The following is a 22727-nucleotide window of genomic DNA, read 5'->3' on the forward strand; positions in this document are numbered from 1 at the left end:
AACATGATCAGGATCAGTTGTCGCCAACGTTGGCAACCGAAGTGGCGCCAGCCCCTCGGGGCTGGCGAGGATCGCAACACCGACCGTCGCAAGGATTGGGCAGGCAACAACCCCTGTGGCGCCAGCCCCTCGGGGCTGGCGAGGATCGCAACAGGTCAGTCATTGCTCCTCCAATTCGCCCGGTCCCCGTGGCGCCAGCCCCTCGGGGCTGGCGAGGATCGCAACCCGTGGTGGCACGTCTCGACGTTGAGGAGGGGGGGTGGCGCCAGCTCCTCGGGGCTGGCGAGGATCGCAACGACGCCGAGGGGCCGAGGATGCAGTTCGACGCCTGGTAGTGGCGCCAGCCCCTCGGGGCTGGCGAGGATCGCAACCGGGAACCCGGATGCCCACGAGGTGTACTTCGGGATGGTGGCGCCAGCCCCTCGGGGCTGGCGAGGATCGCAACCGGGAACCCGGATGCCCACGAGGTGTACTTCGGGATGGTGGCGCCAGCCCCTCGGGGCTGGCGAGGATCGCAACGAGGGCGCGAAGGCTGCCCGCGACTCGGCGACCCTCGAGTGGCGCCAGCCCCTCGGGGCTGGCGAGGATCGCAACGCCAACGGGACGACAGGAGAGCAACAGGAGCTAGTCGGTGGCGCCAGCCCCTCGCGGCTGGCGAGGATCGCAACGAGGACGAAACCGCAGTTCAAACCCAAAGAGATCAGAGTGGCGCCAGCCCCTCGGGGCTGGCGAGGATCGCAACAACCACGTCGTCCGGAACCCCAGCGGGGGGCCACGGGGTGGCGCCAGCCCCTCGGGGCTGGCGAGGATCGCAACTTGTACTTGGCGTAGGCGGTCGGGTTCGCGGAGAAGTGGCGTCAGCCCCTCGGGGCTGGCGAGGATCGCAACTCCTGCCTGCGAAAACGGGCCGGCGATCATATCGAGTGGCGCCAGCCCCTCGGGCTGGCGAGGATCGCAACTTCAGTTCGGCGACGACTCGGCCGCCGCGAAGCGCGTGGCGCCAGCCCCTCGGGGCTGGCGAGGATCGAAACGCGTCGTCAGGGATGCCGCGTTTCGCCAGCGCCAAGCGGCGCCAGCCCCACGGGGTTGGCGCAGATCGAAACGGGCATCCGCTTCGGGAAGAACGTCCTCGTCGTAGGCGTGTGCCGGTGTCGCTCGGATGGCGGTGCGTCGCCGGGACGCCGTAGCGGCCCATCAGGCGGTATGCGCTGAACGGGCTGCCGGAGGGGTGATGTAACGAACCGGGAGAGGGGCCGATAGGTAGTTGCATCGACCTGGCTGTTGGACCGGCAGTTTTGCAGGCATGTCGATGCGACCTGAATTCCGCGCAGGCTTGAAAGTGGAATATGACATCTAGCTGCTCGCTGCTTCTTGTCATGCCCATTCTCACTGCGAAATTCGGGTTTCGGTGGGCGGGAACCGGAGCTGTCGGTGGTCCCCGTTAGGGTTCGGCGCATTCTGGGAGTCGGTCTGCGATCTGGGGGATCCATGTGGGCGCACAGCGCGAACGTGCACGGGGTGCGGCACTTGTTGTCGGAGCACGCCCGTTCCACTGCGGCGTTGGCGGGAAGGTTCGCGAGGGAGTTCGGAGCCGAGGATCTCGGATTCGCTCTCGGGTTGTTCCACGACGCGGGCAAGGCGTGTGATCCGTGGCAGCGGGGGCTGCTGCGCGCGGAGCAGCGCGGTGGGCCTGTCGGGATACCGCACAAGGAACTGGGGGCGAATCTTCTGCGCCGAGTGGCGGGGTCGGCCGCAATGGCGATCCAAGGCCATCATGGCGGCCTCACCGAACTGGCCGACCTGCAGTGCTTGATCGCCGCGGACGCGGCGCGCGGGAACGATGAAGTCGAGTCCTTCCTCGGTTTGCTGTCCGAAGCGGAGAAGATCCTTGCCGGAGGGCCGGGTTCTCTGCTGCCGGATGGCTGGAAGCAGGGGAAGACGGTCGCGGAGATGGGGGTGCGTCTGGCGTTCTCCTCGCTGGTCGATGCCGATCACCTGGACACAGCGGCGCACGCGCAGGGCTTAGCGGCTCCCCAGGTGCGGGATGACGAGAACATCGGGGCTTTGCGCGACCGCTTCGAGGCTGCGCGCCAGGAGCGGTTGACAGCTCGAACCGGTTCCCCGGTCGATTCGATCCGTGAGCGGGTGTACCGGCGAGCCGTGGAGGGTGCCGGGGAGGCGCCGGGTGTCTTCCGGATGCCGGCGCCCACCGGAGTGGGGAAGACGTGGGCGTCGGCCGGGTTCGCGTTGGAGCATGCCGCCCGGTACGGGAAGCGGCGGGTGATCGTGGCGGTCCCGTTCATCACCGTCACCGAGCAGAACGCCGCTGAGTACCGGAGCATGCTCGGCGCCGACGCAGTGCTCGAACACCACTCGGCGGTCCGGCCGCCCGAGTCCGGTGCGGGCGAGCGCGCGATGCGAGGGGCTGCGGAGAACTGGGACAGCCCGTTCGTCGTCACCACGACCGTGCAGCTGTTCGATTCGCTGTTCGCGCGCAAGCCGTCCCGGATGCGCAAGTTGCACCGGTTGGCGAACGCGGTCGTCGTGCTCGACGAGGTGCAGGCGCTGCCGCTGCGCGTGCTCACCCCGATCTTGGATGCGCTCCGGACTCTGTCCGAGTACTTCGGTACGACGGTGTTGCTCGCGTCGGCGACCCAGCCGTCGTTCCCGGAGTTCGACGTGTGGCGAGGATTGCGGGTGCGCGACGTCGTCGACGAGCCTCGTGCGTTGTTCAGGGCGATGCGGCGGGTGCGGTATGAGTGGTGGCTCGATCCCAAACCGACGCTGGCCGAAGTCGGTGACCGCGCGGCCTCGCACGAGCAGGTCCTCGTGGTGGTGAACACGACGGCCGACGCTCGTTCGATCTTCCAGCAGTGGGCAGGCTCCGCGGCGACTGGGATTTTCCACCTGTCGACTCGGATGACACCGGCACATCGTCGTGCCGTGCTGCGGGAAGTGCGCGAGCGGTTGACCGGTGGGCGGCAGATCCGGCTGGTTTCCACCCAGCTGGTCGAAGCCGGGGTGGATCTGGACTGCCCGGTGGTGTTGAGGGCTTTCGCTCCGGCCGAAGCGCTGCAGCAGGCCGCGGGACGGGCGAACCGTGAGGGCAGGCTCGGCAAGGACGGTCTGGTGGTCATCTTCGACGCGGAGGACATGTCCAGCCCCGCTGGTTACAAGATCGGATCGCAAGTGACCGCCGAGATCTTCGGTCCGCACGGAGACGTCGAAGTGCGGCCGGACGACATCGACGCCCTGGATCGCTACTACCGAACGGTCTACCTGCGATCGAACGCCGAGTACGGCACCCGGGCGGCGGAGATCCAGCGCAACCGGAAGCGGCTCGATTTCCAGTCGGTCGCTGAGGGGCCGCCATTGCCGGCGGGCGCGAGTCAAGGGCGTGATTCCACGTTGGCCTTCCGGATGCTCGACGACGACACCGTGCCGGTCGCCGTCACCGATCACGGCGGCCCGACACCGGCAGCGGATCTCGTCGCCGGGCTGCGCGCCGAACCTGAAGCCGCGGGGCCAGTGCTCCGCCAGCTGCAGCCCTACCTCGTGGCGCTGCCGAAGCGGCTGCTGCACGACCCGGCGATCGGAGCGTTGTGCAAGCCGGTGTTCGGCGACCTCTACGAATGGACCGGGCCCTACGACGAGCACTACGGCATCGACACCACCAGCGCTTCCGAACAAGAGGTGTGGTGACCGCGCGGTAGCTAGCGACGATTCGCCCTAGAAAGTTTTCGGCGTCAATGAGTCTCGAATTGCGTGTCGAGGTGACGTCCGGTGGTGCGCGCCGATGACTGATCCGCATTGTCGGTGGTATCCGGTACCTATTCCTGGTGAAGCCAGGGCAACAGGAAGGGATCGTGGTGAGCGAAGATTTGCCGCGTTCGTCGGAGGGGGCTCCTCCGGTGAGCGTGCAGGTGTGGGGGCCGGGGGCGCTGTTCACGCGGCCGGAGTTGAAGGTGGAGCGGGTCTCGTACCCGGTCATCACTCCGACAGCGGCCATCGGAGTTCTGGAGTCGATTTTCTGGAAGCCGGAGTTCCGCTTCATTCCCGTCGCGATCGACGTGCTCGCGCCGATCAAGCAGTTCACCCAGCGTCGGAACGAGACCACTGACATCGCCCCGTTGAGAGCGGCGCTGGCGGGCCGCACGGTGGATGCGGCCGAGCACCGGACGCAGCGGCATTCGGTGTGCTTGCGGGACGTGTGCTACCGCATTCACGCACATGTCGAGCTGCGGGCGCACGCGACGAAGCCGGTCGCCGCCTACCGGGACCAGTTCCGCCGACGGGTGGACCGGGGGCAGTGCTTCCACCAGCCGTACCTGGGGACGCGGGAGTTCAGCGCCTACTTCGGCCCGGTCGACGAGCAGGAGCGGATCTCCACGAGCGCCGATCTCGGGGTCATGCTGCACAGCGTTCACCATGACGATGCGGGAGTGCGTTTCTCCTGGTTCGACGCGGAGTTGCGAGGTGGCCGGATGCTGGTTCCGCCCGTCGGCAGGGGCCTCGTCGAGCCGGTGGGGGCGTGAATGCTGCTGCAACGCTTGGTCGGCTACGCGGAGGAGAACGTCACGACGCCGCCGTTCCACCGGGAGCGGGAGTTCCTGTGGCGGCTCGACCTGTTCACCGACGGTCGTGAGACCCGGCTGACCGACCTTCGAGAGCCGGACGGCAAGCGCCGCGGCCAGCGCAGGGTCGTCCCAGCGGTGACGCGGACGGTCGGTGTGGCGCCGCAGCCCGGTGCGGACGACATCCAATACGTCTTCGGGTGGGGTGACGACACCACCAAGCCGAAGCGCGTCGCCGAGTGCCACGAGCGGTTCGTGGCGTTGGTCCAGGATTGGTCGAGCAGCGATCCGGGTGACGCGGCCGCGCTGCGTCTCCTTCGCTTCTACGGGGAAGAGCCTCGTCCTTCGCGGCCCGAGGGAACGACCGCGAAGGAAGGTGTCCTGATCGCCGTGGATGACGAGCTGATCATCCACCGGCCCTCGTTGCTTCGGTTCTGGACTGCAGAAGTGGCCCGCCGCAAAGGTGGGAAGGCGCCGCGTGCCGGGTTGTGCCTGGTGTGCGGGGAGACGCGTCCGTTGGTGGACTCGATGCCGAGCGCCGTCCCGAAGCGCCTGGTACCCGGGGCGGGCAACGATGCCGCGCTGGTGAGCGTCAACGCATCCGTTTTCGGTTACGGCCTGACTGTCGGACTCGAACACACTCCGATCTGCTTCGACTGCGGCAACGCGGTGGGCAGCGGCCTGACGCATCTGCTCGGAGGACGCCATGCGCTGAACCTGTCCGGACAGGACAGTCGGCTTGCCTGGTGGGTCATGGGCGCTGAAGAACCGGACGTGCTCAGCGGATTCTCCACCGGGCCGGATCCGGACCAGGTCAACGCACTCCTCAAGCGCCTGCACTCCGGAGAGCTCGCGCGAGCTGAGGAACTGGCGCAGACCGTGGCCGGTGAGGAACGGTTCTGCTCGCTGACCGTGGGGGGTAACGCCTCGCGGATCATGGTTCGGGACTGGGTCGACATGCCGTTGGCGACCGCGATGCTGCACTTGGCGCGTTGGTACCGCGACCTGCTCATGGTCACCCCGTTCGATGACGCGCCGGTCCCGTTCGGGCTGTGGCAGCTCGTCCTCGCCACCGGCCGGTGGGAGGAGCAGGCGGAGAGCAAGGGGCGCTACGTCGAGATCGGTAAGAAGAACGGTCGGCGCCGCGAACACGTGCAGCGCGATCTGCTCGCTCGCGCGTTGCGCGGACGCCCCCTCCCGCCATCGGTACTGCATCACGTCCTGCACCGCATCGCCTCCGACGGCCGCATCGACGCGCCCCGCGCCGCGCTCGTGCGGCTGGCGTTGTGCGATCCCAAGAAGAAGGAGTCTCGAGTGACTGCCGGCCTCGATGAGAACAACACGGACGCCGCATACCTCTACGGCCGGATCTTCGCGCACCTGGAGAAGATCCAGTACAAGGCGCACAGCAGGGAAGTCAACACGACGTTCGCCGACCGGTTCATGGCCTCGGCGATGGGCAATCCCACCTCCGCGGTGATGGCCGGACGGAAGATGGCCACGGCGTGGCTGAGCAAGATCCGCCGGAACCCGAAGACGCGGGCGTCCGAACCGGCCCTGCGCAGGGCGCTCGACGAGCTCGTGTACAAGCTCGACTCGGCCGAGTCGATCGCGGGATTCTTCCCGGTCCAGCGCCAGGCTCAGTTCGTCCTCGGCTACCACCAGCAACGGGCGGAGGACGCGCGCCAGGTCCGCGCCTACCAGGACAAGAAGGACGCCGAGGCCGACGGCGCCGAGGACTGAGCCTTCCCCTCCGCACCTCCACTGCAACGAAAGGTTTTCCATGAGCATCGACTCGCACCTCGACCCGGCCGTCCGCCACGACATGGTCTTCCTCTTCGAGGTCACCGACGGCAACCCGAACGGCGACCCCGACTTCAGCAACCGTCCCCGCATGGACGAGGAGACCGGGCACGGTCTGGTCACCGATGTGGCGATCAAGCGCAAGATCCGCAACACGTTGCCGCTGGCGGCCGACGGCGACTCGAGGTACGGGATCTTCGTGGAAGCCGGTCACGCGCTGAACACGCGACTCCGCGAGTCGTTGACCGCCAACGACATTCCCGTCTCCGACAAGAAGAAGCCCACTGCGGAGCAGAAGCAGGCTGCCCGAGACTGGCTGACCGAGAAGTACGCCGACATCCGCCTGTTCGGCGCGGTCCTCTCGACCGGGGATACCAAATCGTTGGGGCAGATCTACGGCCCGCTCCAGGTCACCAACGCCCGCAGCTACCACCCGATCATGCCTCAGCAGCACTCGATCACTCGAGTCACCCAGACCAAGCAGGAGGACATCGACGACGGCGAGAGCACCGAGATGGGCGGGAAGTGGACGGTTCCCTACGGCCTCTACAAGGCCGAGCTCTACTACTCCGCCGCACGCGGACAGCAGACCGGAGTCGACGGCCGGGACCTGGAGCTGGTCTACCGGACGCTGGAGATGATGTTCGACCACGACCGCTCGGCCGCGCGGGGCACGATGACGGCCCGCGGGCTGTACGTGTTCAGCCACGACAACGCCTTCGGGAGCGCCCCGGCGCACAAGCTCACCGAACGGGTCTCGGTGGGCCTCGCCGAGCACGTCAGCGGACCGCCGCGGTCCTTCGGCGACTACGTCGTCAACGTGGCCGATGACGATCTTCCCCGGGGCGTGACGCTGTCCAAGCTGCTGGCCTGATCGTCGTGGACGAGACGCGCGCTGCCGGGGAGGAATGGGCGAGCATCCCGATCTCGGCGATCGAGCACTACGCCTACTGCCCCCGACAGGCCGCGCTGATCCACTTGGATCGCCACTTCACCGACAACGTCGACACCCAGCGCGGGCATCTGGCCCACGAAGTCGTCGACGCGGGCGGCCCCGGTGTGTCGCGCACCGGGGTTCGCACCTGGACCGCGCTGGCCGTGGTGCACGAAGAACTCGGGGTGCACGGCATCTGCGACGTCGTGGAGTTTCCCGATGGCGAACCGTTGCCGGTCGAGCACAAGTCCGGTTCGTACCGGCCGGGCGGCGCTGCTGATCTCCAGGTAGCGGCTCAAGTGCTGTGCCTGCGCCGCATGTTCCACGCTGCGGTCCCCAGCGGGGTGATCTTCGCAGGACGTCGTCGGCGCCGTTACGAGGTCGTCGTCGACGAAGCGCTGGAAGTCCGGTTGCGATGCGTGCTCGATGCGGTGCGCCGCACCTTCCGGACGGACGCCTTGCCCGCGCCGGTCAACGACACGCGGTGCGATCGCTGCTCACTGAAGGAGAACTGCATGCCGGCCGTGCGGGTCGACACCGCATCACTGTTCACACCTCGTGCGCTGGGGGAGTGGGATGACTGAACTCCTTCGCACGTTGTTCGTCACCACCCCGGGCACGAGCCTGCACCTCGAAGGCGACACGGTGCGCATCTACCATCCCGAACGGGCTGGCCGAAACGTGCTGCCCCTCGTCCGGATCGAGCAGCTCGTGGTGTGGAAGGGCGTCGAAGTCACCAACGACCTGCTGCTGCGATGCGCCGCGGACAACCGGGGGGTGACGTGGCTGTCTCGCAACGGGCGCTTCCTGGGGAGGGTCGGTGGGAACCAGATCGGAAATCCGGTTCTCCGGCTTGCACAGGTTCGCGCCTACGACGACCCCGAACGACGCCTGGAGATCGCGAAGTCCTTCGTCGCGGGAAAGCTGCAGAATTACCGACAGCTGTTGCTGCGCATCGCCCGCGATGCGGAACCCGCCCGGCAAGGCCAGATCCGGGAGCTGGCAGCCGCGCACGCAGACTCGTTGACCGCGGCGGCGAGCGCCAGCTCGCTGACCGACCTGCTCGGTGTCGAGGGAGCGGCCGCCCGGTTGTACTTCCAGAACATGCCCCTGCTGGCGAAGGCGGTTCCGCCGGGACGAACCCGCCGCCCGCCTGAAGACCAGTTCAACTGCCTGCTGTCCTTCGGGTACGGGATGCTCCGCGTGGCGATCACCGGAGCGCTCGAACAGGTCGGGCTCGATCCGTACGTCGGTTACCTGCACGGAGTTCGCTCCGGAAAACCTTCGCTGGCGCTCGACCTGATGGAGGAGTTCCGGCCACTGCTCGTCGACCGATTCGTCCTGTCGCTGTTCAACAGGAAGGAGATCAACGCCAAGCACACGATCAACGACCCTGCTGGTGGTGTGGCACTCACCGACGACGGCAGGGCATTCGTCCTCGATCGCTGGTCCAAGGCGCGCGAACGAACCTGGCGGCACTCGGCTCTCAAACGCGATGTGCCGGCGGGTCTGCTCCCCAACGTGCAGGCCCGGTTGCTGGCCCGGCACCTCAGGGGAGATCAGCCCGCCTACCAGCCGTGGATCGGGAGTTGATGTGGAACTCCTGCTCACCTACGACGTCGACACCACCACCCCCGCCGGGCGACGACGACTCCGGCGAGTCGCGCAGGCCTGCGAAGCGTACGGAGTCAGGGTGCAGAAGTCCGTGTTCGAGATCGTCATGAGCGAGGTGCAACTGCTGCTCCTGCGCCGACGCCTGCTCGACATCATCGACCCGGGCCTGGACAGCATCCGCGTCTACCGATTGCCGGCCAAGTCCTTCGCCGAAGCCCAGCACCTCGGGCACTCGCCACCAGCCGGTCACGACACCCCGCTGATCTTCTGAGCGAGGCTTGGGAGCGGGAAGCGCCGTGCGACACGCCGGGGGTGTCCGAAGTGATTCTCGGGCGTGTTGGTAACTTTTAGTTGGGTCTCTTGCTGAGCCAGGCTGTTTTCCCTGTTTGATCAGGGTGGCATCGGCCCTCCGGGGCCGATGAGGATCGCAACGCCAGCGGAGTTAGGATCGGTACAAGGGCCTGAATGTGGCATCGGCCCTCCGGGGCCGATGAGGATCGCAACACGACGCGACCCGCGTCGACAACGGCGGCACCAGCGTGGCATCGGCCCTCCGGGGCCGATGAGGATCGCAACCGCGCTTCTGCGCGATGCTGCCGACGATCTCCGCGCTGTGGCATCGGCCCTCCGGGGCCGATGAGGATCGCAACTCTCGCACGAGTTCGTCGATCGCTCCGCGCACCGTGTGGCATCGGCCCTCCGGGGCCGATGAGGATCGCAACTCTCGCACGAGTTCGTCGATCGCTCCGCGCACCGTGTGGCATCGGCCCTCCGGGGCCGATGAGGATCGCAACAACCCTGAGGAGACCCGCCGCGTCCGTGACGCGCTCAGTGGCATCGGCCCTCCGGGGCCGATGAGGATCGCAACCTCCATCGCCCGGGCCAGCACGGCGCGGATCTCCTCGTGGCATCGGCCCTCCGGGGCCGATGAGGATCGCAACGTCGGCGGATCATCGGCCATGCGCGCCATCTACCTGTGGCATCGGCCCTCCGGGGCCGATGAGGATCGCGCCAATACCCGCCGATGAGGTGACATGGCATTCCATCTGATCCGAGGTGACGCCGCAGGGGACCTCGGGGACAACACCGACCTGGACACCTCGGTCCATCCGCCGCAGGCGCGGCACCTGCACTTCGCCGTGGACGCCTGGGCCGGCGATGACCTCATCGAACGGTTCCCCGTCCTGTTGGTCACCGACCGCCTCGCTGCCGCCCTGGACGCATCCGAACTGGGCTCATTCCAACTTCGCGACGTGGAGATCACCGTGGAGCCCGAAGGCAGCGAGCTGATCGAGGAGCTCGGCCTCGGCGCCTTGCCCGCGTTCCGATGGCTGCATGTCACCGGTGCCGCAGGTCGTGACGATATCGGCACCGATGCCCAAGCTTCCCTCGTGGTGTCCGATACCGCGCTCGCGGTCCTGCGCGAGTTCAACCTCGACGGATCCGACATCGACAACTACGAAGGCTAAAACGCGTGCCCCGGGGATACCCGGTCCCCTTCAGCGATGTCACTAGGCAGAGGCGCGTTATCGGAACAGGCTCGATCTTTCCGGCGAGTTGTCCGCCCACGACACGTTTTCCCCGCGTCGAGAATGCGTGGCCCCGGGCGGGCACCTGAGTAAAGATCACCCGTAAGTGGTGCTCCGGTTCAGGTTGGCAAGGTTCGAGCCGATGAATTTCCCCGATGGGCATGGAGCGCGACGCAAGGGCGTAGTGCGTCAGCTCGCAGCACAGGTGGCATCGGTGCAGTGCTGGAAGCGGCCACGTCTGTGCACGGCGGGTACCGGGATGAGCGCGCCCCACGGTGAACCGTCCCCGTGAGCGAGAGGGGGCGACGGGCCTCGCCGGCGGCACGGAAGAAGGCGTTGGTGCTCGTCGATGTCGAGAACGTGATCGGCGGCAAGGCTCCGCGGACGATGTCATCCGCGACCGGGTGAGTGCGTTGCTCGCGGCGGTGCCGAGTGCTTCGGCGGTGGCGCTCTCGCGCCCGGCGTCGGAGAGCGAACGCGTTGCTGCCGCCGGGAACGCCGAATCCACGCCTAGCAGCGTTCTGCGAGACCGTCGCGAACTTGCGGTGCGGCGTTGAAGTCGGTTCGGTCTACGGTCTCTATTCGACGGCAGCCCAGCTGCTCCCCGCGACCGTTCCTCCGCTCACCATGGTGCTGCACACCAGCATGGGTGGTGTGGGTGTCCTGATCTTCGCGATCGGGCGTTGGCGACAACTCTGCGCGCGTGCGGAACGCACCGTCGCGGTCTTGCTGTGGAAGAGCCTGCTGGACCGGTGCCTTGCTGCACGCGAACCATCAGAACCTTGCGCCGAATGCGCTGTGCACTGCGGTTTTGCCCTAGAGGAAAGAAAAATTAGGGTGCTTATAGCAGTTTAAGCAGATCTTAATTTGATCGGAATATTCCTGAGCTGGAGATGCACTTGAGGTGGATATCGAATCTAGCTTCTGGTCATTGCTAAATGCGTTGTGGTCGCGTATACATGCTCCATGTCCTCTTCTCTGCTCGTCGAGTATGAGCGCCTTGTTTCGGTTGAGTTTGGCGCGGTCTATTTCGGGAATTGGCCGCTGGATGCTCGCCATGATGCCCCCCATATGTTTCCGGGCCACGAGCCGCCCGGCGTCGCGTTTACGGGAACCGGCGTTGGGGTCTATTCGGATTGCTACGATGATGAGCTGATGCAGTTGGATATCAGGTTCTACGAATCTGATCCTCACTGCGAAGGCGTCAAAATTGGAAGCGTTGGAGGTGAGTTCTTCGTATCCTCTGATCGGTTGGCGCCTGCGACAGTGAATTTGGCCCCAGTGGACCCGCTTGATCCGCCGTTTCGGGGAAATGTCGGCGTTCGTGTTACTCATGTCGATTTGGGCAAAAACGACGACCCGGCCGTCAGGGACAAATGGAACATTGACATCTGGCCCATTTTGCTTAAGTAGTCGTATTTGCGAAGCCCGTATTATTGACTGTTAAATACTGTCAGCGCTGGATAGATCGGGAACTACGGTCGAATGCCGTCAACGGCTGATGTTCAGAAACGAGGCGACCTGCCTTTGCGCGGTAAAAGGTCAATTGTCGGTCAGCGCCATGTGGCCGACCGGGGGTGCGGCTTGTGGTCGTCCTGCCGCGAGGACGAGGCGCCGGTGCCTGAGGTGCCGAGGCTGTGGGTGGGGCGACTTCGACGATGAGCAGATCGGCGGCGACCCCGGGGGACAACGCGCCGGTGCGGTGGGTGATGCCGAGCAGGTTTGCGGTTCGCGTGGTGGCCAGGTCGAGTGCTCGTTCCGCGGTGTATCCCAACTGGGTGGTGCAGAGCTCCCGAGCGTCGGCGGGTTCGGCTCCTGCTGGGGTGGGGTGGGCGCGTAGGCGGCGTGCGAAGGCTGCGGCTGGGGTGGAGTGGTTGCGGATGAAGTCGTGGTCGTTGTCGAGTAGGGCGTCGGCGACCTCGGAATCGATCGTGGTGCGCAGGGGGTGAGTGTGCTCGCGTCCAGGGTGCGGGTGGGGGAGTGGTGCGGGAAGTTGCCGCGTCCCGCGTCTCTTCACCGGCTCAGTTTCCGGTTCGTGCGGCCGAGAGACGATGCTCGTGGAGCCCCGTCTGCCGCGCTCGAACCCCGCATTCGGGCCGGCCCCCTCTCGTGCGAGTCCAGGATCGGCATCGGCGGAACACTCCCCGCATGCGTGGCCGTGGCTCGGCGGGCGGCGGACTTGGGCGTATTCATCCTGTCGTCGAAGGACCAGCCCCTCGGCCAGGCCCCATCCACCGTCAACAGCCGATTCGCAAGTTTCAAATTTGTTCGTGCCGTCGTGATTGCAGATGTGGGCAAGAAGTCGGTATCTTGAATCTTCGCCGCGTTATCTTAATCGGGACGTTGGCCTGTCCGGGTCACGGTGAGGACGTTCGGTGGGCCGGCAGAGACCGCTGCTGTCGCTGACTCGCGTCCGAAGTGTTCGAAGCACTCCCGTTTCGCAGCGTGGCGGAATATTGTCGACGGGCGTAGTGGACTCGAGGCGCGAGAGGTTGTCGAAGTGAACTCAGGAAGTGATTCCGGTGGAAGGCGGGCTCGGCCCCAGGTTGCGAGCGGGCGGAGCCGCTTAGGTCGGGAACTTCGGCGCCTGCGCCGGAACAACGGGTTGTCGGGGCCACGGCTGGCGGAGTTGCTCGGATGGTCCCAGTCGAAGGTGTCGAGACTGGAAAACGGAGAGCGATCGGCAGCGGTGGCGGACGTGGCCGCTTGGTCCGAGGTCGCCGGAGCCGATGAACGCACCCGCGCGCGGCTGATGGAGTTAGCCGCAAGTCTGCTTTCCGAGGTGACGGGCTTGCGAGCCCTGCATCGAGGCGCACTGGAACGCAGGCAGTCCGAGCTGCAGGGCATGGACGCCCAGGCCAAGCTCGTTCGCCAGTACCAGCCTCTCGTCGTGCCGGGCGTCTTCCATACCGAGCCGTACGCGCGTGGGTGCATCGCTGCGGCGAATCTGACAGCCGAGAAGGATGTTGACGCCGCGGTGGCCAAGCGTCTGGAGCGAGGGCGGAGGGTGATCGCCAGTGGAGGGCAGCGCTACCACACGATCGTGTGCGAGTCGGCATTTCGGTGGCGACCGGTGGGGGTCCCGTCGGAGGTGCTTCCGCAGCTGTTGCGGCATCTCGCCTGGGCGGTCGATCAGCGCGGCATTACGATGCAAATCGTTCCGGATGGTGCACCGACTGCTGCACTTCCGCAATGCGGGTTCACGATCTGGGAGTGGGAGGACGCCGACGAACCGGACCTGGTCCTCGTGGAGACCCCTCCCGCGGAGGTCACTTTCACCGGAAAGGACGACGTCGGGATGTTCGAACTCGTGTGGCAGGGCATGGTCGAGTCAGCCCTGTCCCCGAGCGACTCCCGAGAATTGATCAGACAACTCGCCGAAGCCTGACTTGGCCGTGCTAGCAGTCGTCGGCGGGAATGGCCCCAGGAGGCAGCATGTCGCTGGCGCAATATCCCTGGCCGACCAGCTTTTCCGAGGCCGAGTGGCGCAGGAAGAGCACCGAGGGCTCTTGCGTAGAGGTCAACTACGGCACCTGCGAGCGAGTGGCTGTGCGCGACTCCAAGGACCCTGGCGGAGCGGTGCTGGTGTTTGAACGGAGTGCGTGGCGGGATTTCCTGGCCGCTGTGCGAGGAGATTTCCCCAGCGTCCGCTGAACGCTGAGGCGCGGCGCGGTCGGACAGGTGGCTGGCTCCGCAGGACTGCCGCGGGCGCTGGTCGCCGTCGTCGTGTGCTCGGCGGCGTTGCGGGACTTCCACATTTCGTCCGGCACCGCGGTAGGCGGTGTCGATGATCACGCGGATCTCGGCGGCCGCGAGAGCATCGGCGAGGCAGTGTTCGCGGGCCGCGCCCATGCCGTGCCGTGCTCCGGGCAACGCGGGTGAAGCCCAGATCAGCCGCCCGGCTGGATCCGCGTCAACCTGCACGCTGACCTCGCGTTGTTTGTGTTTACCGGAGCAATACGGGCGATCCCGCCCCGAAGCCATGCCGGCCCGGTCGATGCGCAACAGCGTTCCGTCGATGATGACGAATGCCTTCTTGGCCGCGTTGATGATCGCCTCGTCGAGTCCGGGAGCCAGGGCCGCCCGGACCTGGGGGCTTCGTGGACGTAGCGGAACACCGTCGTCGTGCCGATGCCGAAACCGGTCGCCAGGTCGGCGTAGGTCACGCCTATGCGCAGCTGGGCCAGCACGAGCAGTGCTTGTCGGCCTGCTTTCCGCCGCCGCCACCGGTTCGGCGTAGCCGGCGCTGGTGCCGTGAAGACCCGGCCAGCATGTTCAGCGCGCGACTGGACACCGAGATCTCTGACGGGCAGGAGAGCACCTCGAACCTCCTGGTGCGGACACAGTTGATCTAGTCGGTCCACTCGTCTAACAGCGGATTCACTCATCTCCGCACCCGTCCTCACCCGCACCGGGGCCGAACGGAGCCAAGTGGAAAAGGTTCAGTGCCAATCAGGGGCAGCAACGTGCCGATAACCAGTAAGAATCAAGATCTGGGGGTCGGATCGTCCGAAACCAAGAGCCACCAGGCGGGCGTGCTGTGGCTGGTCCACCTGGGTGTTCTCCGTTGAGAGCTGGCATATATTGGCATAATGTCGGATGCATGATGCTGACGTATGTCGCACGCCCCGCCTCTCTCCTTCGCTGGTGGCTTCGTCCGCACCAGAGCTGGTCGGAACGGCGTTTCCCCTGATCGGCGCACGCTACGATCTCATGTTCGCTGGTCAAGCAGGATCGCGGCTGAAAGACGGTGCGGCTGGCGTCGCCACGCTGGTCGGCGCTGTTCAGCGGACGGCGCTGCGCGGATGTGCGGACGACAGCACGCGAAGATCCTGAATAGAACCCGTCTTCGTCGGGAACTGCTCTGCTGTTGGTCCCATCGTCGGTGTGGTTCCACCGGCCTCGTGCGAGGGAGCCGAAGAAGTGTGCGCGCCGAGCGCAACATGGCAGCGCGCCACTGACACGCTTTTCCGTGAACGGGGACCCTGCCTTCGGCAAGGTAAGTGGTGACGCACTCAGCTCCGGGTCCTGTGTGTCGCCTGGGAGGTCGGAAGCTTGGTTAATCCGCGGCACTTCCGCGGTGCGGTGCCAGCGCCTTGGCTCCGGACAGGGGTGTGCTTTGGAGTGCTCCAGCGCCAGGAGGCGAGGATGGCCACGGACAGCCAGCGAACAGGAAGAACGCTGCAGCCTAAGGTGGTGAAAAAGGCGATCGCCATACTCGAGTTCGTTTGTGATTCACCGACACCAGTGGATCTCGGAATGGTGATGCGCTCCTCCGGTGTGCCGAGGTCGACGGCGCACAGAATCCTCAAAACGTTCATCGAACATGGTTTAGTCGAGCGCCTCAAGCACGGTTACGTCATGGGCGGAAAATGGATTTCGCTGCACCGTCGATCATCGCTGATTGGCATGGTGGACCACGCGAAACTTGTGCTGACGCCGCATTTGATCGAACTGCACGGTCGAACAGGCGGGGCCGCGGTCGCTATTAGCATCCTTAGGGGCGCCAAGGTTTCCTATCTGGATACGGTGCACCTCCACCGACACCTGCACATCGTCAAGGGGATCGTTAGAAATGAGGTGCCCCCGCACTGCACGGCGGCTGGAAAAGCTCTGCTCGCGCACCACCTGGACGACGCGGACGATGTCTTCGAATGCCTTGAATCGTTCACCGACGCAACCGTCACCGACCCGTTGAAGCTGCGTTCTGAACTGGAGGTGGTACTTAGAAAGAGCGTAGCGTACTCCCGTGAGGAGTACATGGTGGGCGTATCGAGCGTGGCAGCGCCGATCATCTTTCCGGGGCAGACAAGGCCATCTGCGGCGATTAGCGTCATCGATTCAACCGAGCGGATCGACCTGTTCGTCTGCGCACTGCTCGTGCGTCAAGCATCGAAGAAGATTTGCGCAGAACTTGCGGCGGCCAGCTCGCCGCCCCGGAGCGTACGTCGGCCTTGGGGCGACTCTGATAAGAGGTCCTAGTCTCCTGGTGGCGGCGTTGAGCAGGCGTTGCATCCCATCCGGTGTCACATCACCGGAAGCGTCGGCCAGCGTCCAGCCGTTCTGATCGGCCAACGGTGCCAGCAACCCCCGCACACGAGCACCCGCCCGACGCCGCGGTTCTACCCGTGAGAACCGGTCGGCCACTCGCCCCAGCAGGTCCTCCAGACCCGCCCGCCATGCAGCAAGATCCTGATCCATGTCCAGAAGATCGCCAAACTACCGGACTCAGATCACGAACTGCTGCTGGACGACGACCACGATGCCGCCACCGCCATGACGCAACTGTGGTGCTGGGCAGGGTGATGTCGGCGGTGCTGGCTCCGGTCCGGTCGGTGGCGTTGGTGACCGTGAACCGAACGTGGTTGTCCGGGCGTAGTGCGTTGAGGTGAAAACGCGTCGCCGTGCCGCCGCGCTCGGTGGCTCCGCAGCGTCCCGCGCGGGCGGGCACGGCGTGGCACCTCCTTTCGTGGGGAACCGGGCAGGTAGTGGGGTTTGCCGGTGTTCAGATCCGGCCGTGATGGTTCGGGTTCAGGCGTGGGCGGCTGCGTGCCGGATGTAGTTACGACGTCCGATGGCCCCGCCTGCGCGACCTGGAGGGACCGCGAGTGCGTCGACAAGAGCGGTGAGATTGGAGGTGACGTGGTCGCGGGCCGCGGCGCGGGAGCACTGGAGGCGGTCGAGGTCGCCGGGGCGGAGTGATCCGTAGTTGAGGTGCCATGCGGCTGTGTCGACCGCCAGGTCCAATCCGTAGAGGCGGCGCACCGGGTCGAGGAGCGCGAAGTGGCCGGGGTGGGCGGCCACGAGGTCGTCGAGCGTTTCGAGGGCGCGGCGTGCGAGGTGGACGCCGGCCAGGTACTCCACGTCCGCGAGTGCCGGATCTGGTCCGAGGGAGCTGACCAGGACGCGTTCCTGGAATGCGAGGAGTTGGCGTGGCGAGTGACCTTGGCCGTTTCCGGTGGCGTCGGTGCCGTGGGCGGCGAGCTGCTTCCCGGCTTCGAGCAGGAGCAGGCGGGTGTCGCCTCCGGCGGCGTGGAAGCTGCGGGCCATGCCCTCGTAGGTGGTGAGGCGGTTGGTGCTGAGCGTGCCGTGCGCGCCGCAGAGGCGTCGGCAGGTGCCGGCGACCTGTTCGAGTGTGGTGGCGGCGTGGACTTTCGCGAGGGTGCGGTCACGGTTGGCGGCCAGCCACGGCGCGTACGAGGCGTCGTCGTCGGGATCGGCGATGATGGATTCGGCGATGTAGTGGTCCCGGACGGTGTCGGAGTAGGCGGTCGCGGCGAATACTCGCGCCACAGCGGAGGCGAGTTCGCCGCTGTGGGCGGGCAGGTTGATCGCGGGGGCTTCGGTGGGGCCGGTGAGGCGCTGTACCTGGAACCGGTAGGTGATGGCGATGCAGGCGCGGGCGGCGGCGGTCATGGCCACGGTCGCGGAGGTCACGGCGGCGTTGACGCCTCCGAGGCTGCGCGCAAGGCGCTGGTGCGGGGTGCAGGGGTCGGTGAGTTCCCCGTCGGTCATGGTGGCGGTGTCGGCCAGCCACCATCCGGCGGGGATCTCGGCCTGGTCGAAGCGCAGCAGTGAGAAGTCCAAGTTCACCTGCCCACCACCGGGAATTGAGGTGACGCGCACCTGGGGGTGTGGTAGCCGGCAGGCGAAGGCGTGTACCCCGTGGTCGGTGCCGTTGTGGATCAGGCGGGCGTTGACGACGGCGGCGCGGTCCAGGCCGGTCCAGGACACGTTGGGCATGAACTTCAGCGCCGCGTCGTCGGGGGTGGTGAGGGTGAAGTTGTCGCGGTCGGGGTTGTAGCGCGCTTCGGTGCGCATCCGCATCTGCGATCCGCCGCGTCCGAGTTCGGTTGCGACGATGACCCCCGGTGCCCGCAACGCGTCGAGGTCATCCAGAAGGGGCGCGAGGTCGGGATTGGGGTGGCCGCAGTCCATGAATGCGGTGGTGGCCACGCCGAAGTGCACCATCGCGGCGTGCATCATCGCTGGGTCGACGATCCCGGCCCATTCCATCCCGGCGAGCATCCGTCCGGGCTGGTGGTGCAGGGCGCGCGCGGGCCCGAGGGTACGGCCGAGGGCCTGGAGCCGATGATAGGTGGCCGCTACCCCGTCGGTGTCGGTGGCGAACTCCGGGGCGGAGAGAAGTTCGTCGAGCTCGCGCCACACGGGCTGTCGGTCGGGGAACAGGGCGGGCGGGTTCGCGGGCATCAGGCAACCTCGGTGTACCAGTAGCGGCGCAGATTCCACGAGCGCCTGGGTAGGCGGGGGCGGTGGTGGTGCTGGCGAGGTGCCTCGGACAGCAGGGCGTGCGCGTTCGACCCGGACAACCCGAAGCTGGACACGGCTGCGGCTCGTGTTCCCCTGCGTGGCCAGTGGACGAGAGAGGTGGGCACCTTCAGGGCGCTGGTGTCCCAGTCCAGGACCGGGCTCGGGCTGGTGTGATGCAGGGATTCCGGGATACGTCCGTGTTGGAGCGCGAGGACGGTTTTGATGAGCCCGGCGATCCCGGCGCAGGGCTCCAGGTGCCCGATGTTGGTTTTCACGCTGCCGACGTAGCAGGTGTTGGGGTTGCTGCCGTACACCTCGTGGAGGGCTTCGAGTTCGATTGCGTCGCCGACTTGGGTTCCGGGGCCGTGGGCTTCGACGTAGCCGACCGCTTCGGGGCGGAGTCCGGATTCGGTGAGGGCCTGCCGCATCATGCGTATCTGTCCGGGTGCGGAGGTGGCGACGATGTTGCGTCCGGATTGCCCGTTGGCGTTGAGCGCCGATCCGTCGATGACTGCGTGGATGGGGTCTCCGGCATCGATGGCGTCGGGAAGGCGTTTGAGCACCAGGCAGGCGATTCCTTCAGCGCGGGCGTAGCCGTCGGCGTCGGTGGAGGCGAACGCGGAGCGGCCTCGGGGTGAGATCGCTTTCGACAGGCCGAGGGACGGTCCGGCGTCGGGGTTGAGGATCAGGTGCGCACCGCCCGCAAGGGCGGTGTCCACTTCGCCGGTGCGCAGGGATTGGGCGGCGGTGTGGATCGCGGTCAGCGACGCCGAGCAGGAGGTGTCCAGCGTCAGGCTGGGGCCTTGGAAGTCGAAGGTGTGCGACAACCGGCCCGACAGGAACGCTTTCAACCCGCCGCCGGAGAGGGTGTACATGTTCGGTGGAACCGTGGTGGTTGAGAGGTCCCAGTAGTCCGAGTGGGACTCCCCGATCCACACTCCGGTGCGGGGACCGGCGATGTCTTGGGGTGTGAGTGCGGCGTCGTCGAGGGCTTCTTGGGCGGTCATGAGGAGCAGCCGCAACCGGGGGTCGGAACGGTGCGCCTCGCGTGGGCTGAAGCCGAAGTGGGCGGCGTCGAACTTGTCCACGTCATCGATGAAGCCGCCGACGCGCATCACCGGCGAGAACGGATCATTCGGCCGGTCGGGTGGGATTGGGCGGATGGCGTCGCGCCCGTTGGCGAGTAGTTCCCAGAACTCAGTGTAGTTGGGCGCTCCGGGGAATCGGCAAGCCATGCCGGTGATGGCGATGGGTTCTGGGTGCAGGGTGGTTGCGCCGGCGTCGGCGGCGACGTGGCCGATGATCTCGTCGCGGGCGTCGGTCACCGTGAAGTGGCCGCCTGCGGTGAATCGCATGGTCACCGGCTCGTGGGTGAGCTCTCGCCATGACATGAGGTCACCGGGCCCGAAGAGGGGCTCTTGTTCCCCGGAGATGACGGTGATCGGGCACGGCAGGAGGCGTTCGTCGGGCCGGTATCCGGCGACGGCGGTGGCGTCGGTGCGGATCACGTTGATGTTGTTGGCCACCGCGTCGCGGGCGTGCTCGGGTGCCCCTCCGAGCCGGATCACCTCGTCGGCCATGTCGGTGTCGGAGAGGGTGTGCAGCGACGAGAACCTGCGGTGCCGTAGATGCGGTGGGGGCGCGGAGATCACGATCAACCGTGCGAGTCCGCTGTCGCGTGGTAGCCGGGTGACCACGGCGTGCGCGAGCCACGCGCCCATCGAGTGCCCGAGTAGCACGAATGGCGCTGTCAGGTGCGGGATGGCGTGGTGAGCGATGTCGTCGGCCAGTTCCCCGAGCGTGGTTGCCAGGGGCTCCTCGGCGCGGGGTCCGCGTCCGGGGAGCTGGATGGGCAGGACGTCAACTCCGGGTATGCGCCAGTCTTTGAACACGCCGGGTCCGGCGCCGGAGTAGCCGAAGCACAGCAGGTGAAGCGACGCGTGGGGCTGGGGTGCATGGGCCAGCCAAGGACTGATCGACACGTGGGTCTCCTTAGAACTGGCTGAATCCGCCGTCGATGGACAGGGCTGTTCCGGAGATCGCGGCGCCTTGCGGGGAGATGAGCATGGCGACTGCACCGGCGACTTCGTCGGGGGTGACCATGCGGCCGAGGTCGCCGGTGTAGTGCGCGGCGGCGGCGCTGAAGTCGGCACCGGAGTTGGTGATGGCACCGGCGAGCTGATCCGGGATCATCGCGGTATCGGTGATGCCGGGGCACAGGGCGTTGACCGTAATCCCTCGGGTGGTGACTTCCTTGGCCAGTGTTTTGGTGAGGCCGATGATGGCGTGCTTGGTGGTGGTGTAGCCGGACAGCCCGGCCGCTCCGGTCTTGCCCGCTAGCGAGCTCATGTTGATGATGCGCCCGTACCCTCGGGGCAGCATGTGCGCGAGGGCGGCTTGGCACGCCCAGTAGGTGGACTCCACGTTGAGCCGGAACGCGTTGCGCAGGGCGTCGGGGTCGGCATCGGCGACGTGCGCGCCGGTGTCGGTCACGCCCCCGGCGTTGTTGATGAGTACGTCGATGCGCCGGTGATCGGTGATGGTCTCTTCGATCAGTCCAGTGACGTCGTTGCGCTTGGTGGCGTCGGCGGGGATGTAGCGTGCGCGGTCCCCGGCGTCCAGCGCGGCGAGGGCGCTGCGTCCGCGTTCTGCGCCGCGCCCGGAGACGATGACCGTCCCCCCGTCGTCAGCGATCCTCTTTGCGCAGGCCAGTCCGATGCCTGCGGTTCCACCGGTGATGACAGCAACAGGTGCCACGACACACTCCAAGCAGGACGCGGGAGGTTACTGGGTGAAGACGAGGGCAGCGTTGTGCCCGCCAAACCCGAACGAGTTGGACAGCGCGGCGGGGATCGGCATCGATCGCGCACCGCCGGTGATGAGGTTGAGTTCCTTGGCTTCCGGGATGGGGTTTTCGAGGTTGGCGTTAGGGGGTGCGGCCTGGTCGCGCACGGCGAGCGCGGCGAACGCGGCTTCGATCGCGCCGGCTGCTCCCAGTGCGTGCCCGGTGACGCCTTTGGTGCTCGACACCGCCGCGTCCGGTGCGAGCGCGCCGATCACGGTGGCTTCTACGGCGTCACCGGTGGGTGTGCTGGTGGCGTGCGCGTTGATGTAGGACAGGTCGCCCGGCGTGAGTCCTGCGTCGTCGCACGCAGCCCGAATGGCTTCTTTCGCCCCGGCACCGTCGGGGTGTGGCGCGGTGGGATGGTGCGCGTCCGCGGTGGCGCCGTACCCGGCCAGCTGTGCGTACGGGCGGGCGCGGCGGGCGGCGGCGTCTTCGGGGCGTTCGAGAACGAGGATTCCGGCTCCTTCGGCCATGACGAACCCGTCGTGGTCGACGTCGAACGGGCGGGACGCGGCCTTCGGGTCGTCACCACGGGTCGACAGGGCGCGGAGCTTGTGGAATCCGCCCACGTTGAGCGGGGTGACGGCGGCGTCGGTGCCGCCGGTGATGACGATGTCGACCTGGTTGGCGCGCAGCAGCGTCATACCCAGTCCGATGGCGGTAGCGCCGGAGGCGCATGCGGTGCTGGTGACGAAGTTGGGGCCGGTGACCCCGAGTTCGATGCTCAGGTGCCCGGAGACCATGTTGACCAGGCCCTTGGGCAGGAACCGCGCGTTGATCGCGCCGGCGCCCTTGTCCAGCAGGCGGGCGTGGTTGTGTTCGATCGTGGCGGTTCCGCCGTGGGCGGTTCCGATGATGACGGCGACACGGGCGTCTTGCCGTAGTGCTGGGGTGAGTCCGGCATCGTTGAGCGCGGATTCAGCGGCCACCAGCGCGAGTTGCGTGGAGCGGTCCATCGTGCGGTCCGCTCTACGACCGAGGAGACGGTTGGTGTCGTAGGTGTCCGGGAGGGTGCATGCGAACCCCACGGGGGCCTCGTCCAGCGCGGCTGTCCGGGCGGCGGTAGGGCGCCCGGCGCAGGTGGTGGCCCAGGTGGAGGAGCGTCCGATTCCGGCTGGGGTGATCAGTCCTATTCCGGTGATCGCTGCGGTGGTCAT

At 66.7% G+C, this 22727-nt stretch carries 20 protein-coding genes, 2 pseudogenes and 2 CRISPR repeat arrays (1 of these 24 cut by a window edge); of the genes and pseudogenes, 14 read left to right on the forward strand and 8 right to left on the reverse strand.

The genetic code is table 11. The features are described 5' to 3' along the window. Positions 1–889: direct repeats of the CRISPR family, unit length 37 nt; unit sequence GTGGCGCCAGCCCCTCGGGGCTGGCGAGGATCGCAAC; it begins 475 nt to the left of the window's first position. A 629-nt stretch (positions 890–1518) separates the two neighbouring features. The 9 genes from cas3 (at position 1519) to ACL03H_RS01340 (ending at position 11867) form a co-directional block, all read left to right on the forward strand. Beyond that, positions 1519–3702: a CRISPR-associated helicase Cas3' gene (gene cas3 / locus ACL03H_RS01300; protein ID WP_412809154.1), complete on the forward strand. Its 2184-nt coding sequence runs from the start codon at positions 1519–1521 to the stop codon at positions 3700–3702. A 137-nt stretch (positions 3703–3839) separates the two neighbouring features. After that, positions 3840–4535 (forward strand): type I-C CRISPR-associated protein Cas5c, encoded by a 696-nt coding sequence (cas5c, locus tag ACL03H_RS01305; protein WP_412809155.1) that lies wholly within the window; start codon positions 3840–3842, stop codon positions 4533–4535. Further along, on the forward strand, positions 4536–6317 hold the full coding sequence (gene cas8c, locus ACL03H_RS01310; RefSeq protein ID WP_412809156.1) for a type I-C CRISPR-associated protein Cas8c/Csd1: 1782 nt from the start codon (positions 4536–4538) through the stop codon (positions 6315–6317). Between the two features lie 40 nt (positions 6318–6357). Beyond that, positions 6358–7251, forward strand: coding sequence for a type I-C CRISPR-associated protein Cas7/Csd2 (gene cas7c, locus ACL03H_RS01315; RefSeq protein ID WP_412809157.1), 894 nt, complete (start codon positions 6358–6360; stop codon positions 7249–7251). A 5-nt stretch (positions 7252–7256) separates the two neighbouring features. Then, complete coding sequence (cas4, locus tag ACL03H_RS01320) at positions 7257–7895, forward strand: CRISPR-associated protein Cas4 (RefSeq protein WP_412809158.1); 639 nt, start codon at positions 7257–7259, stop codon at positions 7893–7895. Further along, positions 7888–8904, forward strand: a complete 1017-nt coding sequence (gene cas1 / locus ACL03H_RS01325) for a CRISPR-associated endonuclease Cas1 (protein WP_412809159.1) — start codon at positions 7888–7890, stop codon at positions 8902–8904. The genes cas4 and cas1 overlap by 8 nt, the downstream gene beginning before the upstream one ends. A gap of 1 nt (position 8905) precedes the next feature. Continuing rightward, positions 8906–9196, forward strand: coding sequence for a CRISPR-associated endonuclease Cas2 (gene cas2, locus ACL03H_RS01330; RefSeq protein WP_412809160.1), 291 nt, complete (start codon positions 8906–8908; stop codon positions 9194–9196). Positions 9197–9320: 124 nt separating this feature from the next. Further along, a CRISPR array of direct repeats spans positions 9321–9938; the repeat unit is 37 nt; unit sequence GTGGCATCGGCCCTCCGGGGCCGATGAGGATCGCAAC. Between the two features lie 21 nt (positions 9939–9959). Next, the gene (locus ACL03H_RS01335; RefSeq protein ID WP_412809161.1) at positions 9960–10394 is read left to right on the forward strand and encodes a hypothetical protein; all 435 of its coding nucleotides are present in this window, start codon (positions 9960–9962) and stop codon (positions 10392–10394) included. 1026 nt (positions 10395–11420) lie between these two features. After that, positions 11421–11867 (forward strand): hypothetical protein, encoded by a 447-nt coding sequence (locus ACL03H_RS01340; RefSeq protein ID WP_412809162.1) that lies wholly within the window; start codon positions 11421–11423, stop codon positions 11865–11867. Positions 11868–11907: 40 nt separating this feature from the next. On the opposite strand, the gene ACL03H_RS01345 is transcribed toward ACL03H_RS01340, so the two are convergent. After that, the gene (locus ACL03H_RS01345) at positions 11908–12744 is read right to left on the reverse strand and encodes an amidohydrolase family protein (RefSeq protein WP_412809342.1); all 837 of its coding nucleotides are present in this window, start codon (positions 12742–12744) and stop codon (positions 11908–11910) included. Positions 12745–12954: 210 nt separating this feature from the next. On the opposite strand from ACL03H_RS01345, the gene ACL03H_RS01350 reads away from it, so the two are divergent. Genes ACL03H_RS01350 through ACL03H_RS01360 form a run of 3 tightly spaced genes read left to right on the forward strand, consistent with a single transcriptional unit; the run spans position 12955 to position 14336 of the window. Further along, the gene (locus tag ACL03H_RS01350; protein WP_412809163.1) at positions 12955–13842 is read left to right on the forward strand and encodes a helix-turn-helix domain-containing protein; all 888 of its coding nucleotides are present in this window, start codon (positions 12955–12957) and stop codon (positions 13840–13842) included. Between the two features lie 47 nt (positions 13843–13889). Then, on the forward strand, positions 13890–14108 hold the full coding sequence (locus ACL03H_RS01355; RefSeq protein WP_412809164.1) for a DUF397 domain-containing protein: 219 nt from the start codon (positions 13890–13892) through the stop codon (positions 14106–14108). A gap of 27 nt (positions 14109–14135) precedes the next feature. Beyond that, a complete protein-coding gene (locus ACL03H_RS01360) occupies positions 14136–14336 on the forward strand; it encodes a hypothetical protein (protein ID WP_412809165.1) in 201 nt (66 codons plus the stop codon). Here the strand turns inward: ACL03H_RS01360 and ACL03H_RS01365 are convergent. Together ACL03H_RS01365 and ACL03H_RS01370 are read right to left on the reverse strand one after the other, a co-directional pair. Further along, a pseudogene (locus tag ACL03H_RS01365) lies at positions 14238–14438 on the reverse strand (IS5/IS1182 family transposase); the annotation flags it as partial. The gene ACL03H_RS01360 and the pseudogene ACL03H_RS01365 overlap by 99 nt on opposite strands. Further along, positions 14345–14842, reverse strand: a complete 498-nt coding sequence (locus ACL03H_RS01370; RefSeq protein ID WP_412809166.1) for a helix-turn-helix domain-containing protein — start codon at positions 14840–14842, stop codon at positions 14345–14347. The gene ACL03H_RS01370 and the pseudogene ACL03H_RS01365, both read right to left, overlap by 94 nt. Before the next feature lie 259 nt (positions 14843–15101). On the opposite strand from ACL03H_RS01370, the gene ACL03H_RS01375 reads away from it, so the two are divergent. After that, complete coding sequence (locus ACL03H_RS01375) at positions 15102–15290, forward strand: hypothetical protein (protein ID WP_412809167.1); 189 nt, start codon at positions 15102–15104, stop codon at positions 15288–15290. Positions 15291–15602: 312 nt separating this feature from the next. Further along, entirely contained in the window at positions 15603–16436 is an 834-nt protein-coding gene (locus ACL03H_RS01380) for an IclR family transcriptional regulator (RefSeq protein WP_412809168.1), read from the forward strand. Positions 16437–16451: 15 nt separating this feature from the next. On the opposite strand, the pseudogene ACL03H_RS01385 reads toward ACL03H_RS01380, so the two are convergent. The 5 genes and pseudogenes from ACL03H_RS01385 to ACL03H_RS01405 form a co-directional block, all read right to left on the reverse strand. Then, positions 16452–16655 (reverse strand): annotated as a pseudogene (locus ACL03H_RS01385) (IS701 family transposase); the annotation flags it as partial. Between the two features lie 330 nt (positions 16656–16985). Continuing rightward, positions 16986–18665, reverse strand: a complete 1680-nt coding sequence (locus ACL03H_RS01390) for an acyl-CoA dehydrogenase family protein (RefSeq protein WP_412809169.1) — start codon at positions 18663–18665, stop codon at positions 16986–16988. After that, a complete protein-coding gene (locus ACL03H_RS01395) occupies positions 18665–20707 on the reverse strand; it encodes a beta-ketoacyl synthase N-terminal-like domain-containing protein (RefSeq protein WP_412809170.1) in 2043 nt (680 codons plus the stop codon). The genes ACL03H_RS01390 and ACL03H_RS01395 overlap by 1 nt, the downstream gene beginning before the upstream one ends. 10 nt (positions 20708–20717) lie before the next feature. Further along, positions 20718–21482 (reverse strand): SDR family NAD(P)-dependent oxidoreductase, encoded by a 765-nt coding sequence (locus ACL03H_RS01400; RefSeq protein ID WP_412809171.1) that lies wholly within the window; start codon positions 21480–21482, stop codon positions 20718–20720. Positions 21483–21509: 27 nt separating this feature from the next. Beyond that, entirely contained in the window at positions 21510–22727 is a 1218-nt protein-coding gene (locus tag ACL03H_RS01405; protein ID WP_412809172.1) for a beta-ketoacyl-[acyl-carrier-protein] synthase family protein, read from the reverse strand.

It is taken from the genome of Saccharopolyspora antibiotica (assembly GCF_047200635.1).
Classification (GTDB): Bacteria; Actinomycetota; Actinomycetes; order Mycobacteriales; family Pseudonocardiaceae; genus Saccharopolyspora_C.